This window comes from Nitratidesulfovibrio oxamicus, from assembly GCF_015731765.1.
GTDB classification, from domain to species: Bacteria; Desulfobacterota; Desulfovibrionia; order Desulfovibrionales; family Desulfovibrionaceae; genus Cupidesulfovibrio; species Cupidesulfovibrio oxamicus.
In genome coordinates this window covers 1-3,621 of sequence record NZ_VRYY01000262.1, presented here as the reverse complement: position 1 = coordinate 3,621, position 3,621 = coordinate 1, and the positions used below count along the sequence as shown (strand labels likewise).

The window sequence follows — 3,621 nt, the reverse complement described above, 5'->3', positions numbered from 1 at the left end:
GCCGCGCGGCTGGGCGGGGCCACGGTGCACAACCCGGTCTGGCGCGAAGGGGGCATGTTCTCCTCGGTACGCGCGGGGCTGGAGGCCGTGGTTGGGCGCGGCGGCCAACCTGCTGGATTTGGCAGGGTTGACGGAGGTGCGGGGGCTGGGGCCCTGCTGCTGCCGGTGGATGCCGCGCTGGTGCGCCCCTTGACCGTGCGCCTGCTGCTGGAGCGCGCCGCCGTGCATCCGGACAGGGTGTTGTTGCCGGTGTTCGGCGGGCAGTGGGGGCATCCGCCGCTGCTGCCTTTATCGGTATTTTCGATCGTTCTGGCCGACAGCGGCGAGGGCGGCCTGCGCGGCGCGCTGCACCGGCTAGGGCCGCAGGCGCTGGAAGAGGTTGGCGTGCCCGACAGGTTCATCCTGCGCGACATGGACACCCCGGAGGACTATCGCGCGGCCTGCGCCGACTGGTCCACCCGCGAAGTACCCACCCCGCAGGAGGCGCGCGCACTGCTGGGGGGGCGGGCCGTTCCGCCCGGTGGCATCGCGCATGCCGAAGGGGTGGCCGCCGTGGCCGTGCGTCTGGCCGATGCCTTGAATGCTGCGCACGACATGGCGGTGCAGGGCGATATTTCGGGCGGGCAACCCGGTCCGCGTGCGTGGCTGGATCGTGACCTGGACAGCGAACTGACCGAGTCCGCCGCCCTGCTGCACGACATCGCCAAGGGACAGCCCCGCCACGAGGCCGCCGGGGGCGCGCTGCTGCGCGAACTGGGCTTTTCCGGCGTGGCGGACATCGTCAGCGCGCACAGGGATACCACGCTTGCCGACGGCCAGCCCCTGACCGAACGGGAAGTGGTGTACTTCGCGGACAAACTGGTGCGCTGCCACACCGTGGTGGACGTGGAAAGCCGCTTTGGCGAGAAACTGGCCCAATGGCGCCACGACCCGGACGCGGCCAGCGCCATAGAAGGGCGGATGCGCCGGGCGCTGGCCCTGCGTGCGCGCATCGAGAGAGAGGCAGGGCGACCGCTGGCGGACATCCTGCATCCGCTGTCCGTGGGCCAGCCCGCGTGGGAACCGGACGCTGGCGAAGCCGGGCTGTGCGCTGGCCCCGGAACGCACACGGGGGCCGGATCATGCACAGCAGCCGGACAGGCCGTTTCGTGCACCGCCAGCGCATCCGAGAGTTCGCAAACGCACCCGTCGCCGGGTACGGCACCTGATTCGGCACCCGGTCCCGTGCGGCAAGCGGCAGAGGACGAGAGCCTCCCATGACCGCGCCGCCCTCCGTCATTCTGCCGGGCAACCCGCCGGACATCCTGCTGTTCCGTCATGCGGCCACGGACATGGGCGACGGCCCGCGCCGGTACATCGGCCGCACCGAAGCGCCCTTGTCCCGAGAGGGCCGCGCGCAGGCGGCGGTATGGCGGGCGCGTCTGGCCGGACTGAACGTGGTGGGGGCCTATGCCTCTCCGCTGGAGCGGGCGCGGGAAACCGCCCGGCTCATGCTGGGTCAGGGGGATGCCCCGGCGGGGGCGGACAGGCCAGGCAAATCAGGCAGACCAGACAAACCAGACAGATCGGACGGGCTAAGTGCGCAGGGTATGCCGGGTGCATCTGGCGAATCGGGCGAATTAGGCATGCCGGGTAGCGCCGCCATCCCGCTCGCCATTCTGGACGACCTGGCCGAGATGGATCTGGGGGAATGGGAAGGGCTGTTGCAGATGCAGGTGCGGGAGGCCCGGCCCGACGCCTATGCTTTGCGCGGGCGTGAACCCTGGACCTTCCGTCCGCCGGGGGGAGAATGTTGCGCGGACGCTGCCGCGCGTGGCCTGAGGGCGCTGGCCGCCATGTGGCGGGACTGGGTCGCAACGGAAAGCGGGGCTGGGACGATGCCCTGCGCCGGAGAAGCGGCATGTGCTGAAGGGACAGGCCGCGCCGCGGGGCGGCACCCGGCCACGGGCGAAAGCGCCGGGCACGGGCACCCCTCTTTCATCGTGGCCGTGAGCCACGCCGGGCTGATCCGTTCCGTGTTGTGCGCGCTGGGTCACATGGGGCAGGATGAACTGCTCACCCTGCCGGTGCGCCATCTGCACTGCGTGCGCTTGCGCCGTCACGAGTCCGGGGAGCGTGATGCTTCTGCGGTGCCGTCAACGACGGGGGCAGCGTCAGGGGCAGCGTCAGGGGCAGCATCAGGGGCAGCGTCAGGGGCAGCGTCAGGGGCAGCGTCAGGGGCGGTGGCAGCGGCAGTCGCATCAGCGGCTTCCGCGCCATGGCGGGTGGTGACGCCGGACTGGCAGCCCTAGGCATGCCGCAACGCACGAGCCGTCAGGGAATGGCGCAAGCCGCACCCTTGCCGCCCGCACGGGTCTGCGGGGGCCTGCGGTGGGCAGCAGGGCTGGCGGCGGGTCGGGCACCCATTGCGGGCATGCCTGTCTGGCCCGCCGTCCCTTTAGTCCATGTCCTCCACGGACAGGATTTCCCAACGCGAATTGTCCGCCGCCACGCGAAAGGTGGCCACGGCGCGGGCGCCGCACGAACGGCAGATGAGCACCCGGCGGTGCTCGCCGTTCTTCTGGCCGGCCCACGAGGTGTCCGGCGGGCCGAAGTGGCAGCGTGTGCAGCGAAACATGGGGGCGACGTTTATCTTGTGCAGGGTAAGGTTGTCTGCTTCAAAGCTGGGCATGTGCAAACCTGTGTTCTTCGTTGGTCGTGTCGTCCGGGCGGCGCATGGTCCTGTGCCCGTATCTGAAGGGTAGGGCGACGCCGCACATATCGGTATGTCGCAGGGATGCTGAACCGGAGTGTCATGTGTGCTATCCCCTTTCCATTTTCTGGTCAAGTATCAGAGAAATTTTCATCTGTAACTTTGCCGTGCAGTGGTGCCTTATTTTTTGCGGCGCACCATGCAACAATGCGTAGTAAATCCTGCGGAACAGTAACGGATGAATGTCATGCGCGCCGGAAAAAGGCAAAAACGGCAAGCGGTGAAACGCACATCCACGCGACGCAGACTATGCGTTTGCGCGTGAGGCACGTTCTGGTATGGTGCCGATGCCTGCCGCAGCACGCCGGATGGCCGTTGCGCCGGGGTTGCCCGCTTGTTCATGAACCGTGACGCCTGCGAGTTCGTATGTCATCTCATTCTTCCGCTCCCTCGTCCGCATCCGCCTCGCCGGGTGGAACCGCACAGCCCGACCTTGGCAGGCTGGCCATCGACAAGACCGGTTGGCAGTCGCCCCGGCGTACGCCCCGGCGGCGCTGGCTGTGGCTGCTTGCCGTCGTGGTGCTGGCTGGCGGGGCCGTTGGCGCGCGGCTGCTGTTTCCGGCAGTGCGCGAGGTGCGCCTGGCCGTGGTTGCCAGGGTGTACCCCACACAGGCCATGACCGCGCTGGTGTCCAGCGGCTACGTCACCGCGCAGCGCAAGGCGTCGGTGGCGTCCAAGGTCACCTCGCGGCTGGAATGGCTGGGGGTGGAGGAAGGCAGCCGGGTAACCGCCGGGCAGGTGCTGGCCCGCCTGGAAAGCGATGACGCCCGCGCCGCGCTGGACCGCGCCCGGGCCAACGAGCGCGTCGCACGGTCTGACATAGACCGGGCCGCCGCCGAACTGACGGACGCCAGGCGCAACCACGCCCG

3 protein-coding genes and 1 pseudogene are annotated in these 3,621 nt (G+C 69.3%); 3 read left to right on the top strand and 1 reads right to left on the bottom strand.

Features of this window, described 5'->3' with window-relative positions:
- Together FVW20_RS09840 and FVW20_RS09835 are read left to right on the top strand one after the other, a co-directional pair.
- On the top strand, positions 1-1,260 hold a 1,260-nt coding region (locus FVW20_RS09840; RefSeq protein WP_196609289.1), incomplete at its 5' end, for an NTP transferase domain-containing protein.
- Positions 1,257-2,291, top strand: coding sequence for a histidine phosphatase family protein (locus FVW20_RS09835; protein WP_196609288.1), 1,035 nt, complete (start codon positions 1,257-1,259; stop codon positions 2,289-2,291). The genes FVW20_RS09840 and FVW20_RS09835, both read left to right, overlap by 4 nt.
- Positions 2,292-2,437: 146 nt before the next feature.
- Here the strand turns inward: FVW20_RS09835 and FVW20_RS09830 are convergent, their stop codons facing one another.
- Positions 2,438-2,671, bottom strand: coding sequence for a hypothetical protein (locus FVW20_RS09830; RefSeq protein WP_167123958.1), 234 nt, complete (start codon positions 2,669-2,671; stop codon positions 2,438-2,440).
- A gap of 447 nt (positions 2,672-3,118) precedes the next feature.
- On the opposite strand from FVW20_RS09830, the pseudogene FVW20_RS09825 reads away from it, so the two are divergent.
- A pseudogene (locus FVW20_RS09825) lies at positions 3,119-3,621 on the top strand (efflux RND transporter periplasmic adaptor subunit); the annotation flags it as partial.

Excerpts from the sequence above, each read along its gene's own strand:
- FVW20_RS09835 (WP_196609288.1), top strand. The coding sequence starts at position 1,257 with ATGACCGCGCCGCCCTCCGTCATTCTGCCGGGCAACCCGCCGGACATC.
- FVW20_RS09830 (WP_167123958.1), bottom strand. The coding sequence starts at position 2,671 with ATGCCCAGCTTTGAAGCAGACAACCTTACCCTGCACAAGATAAACGTC.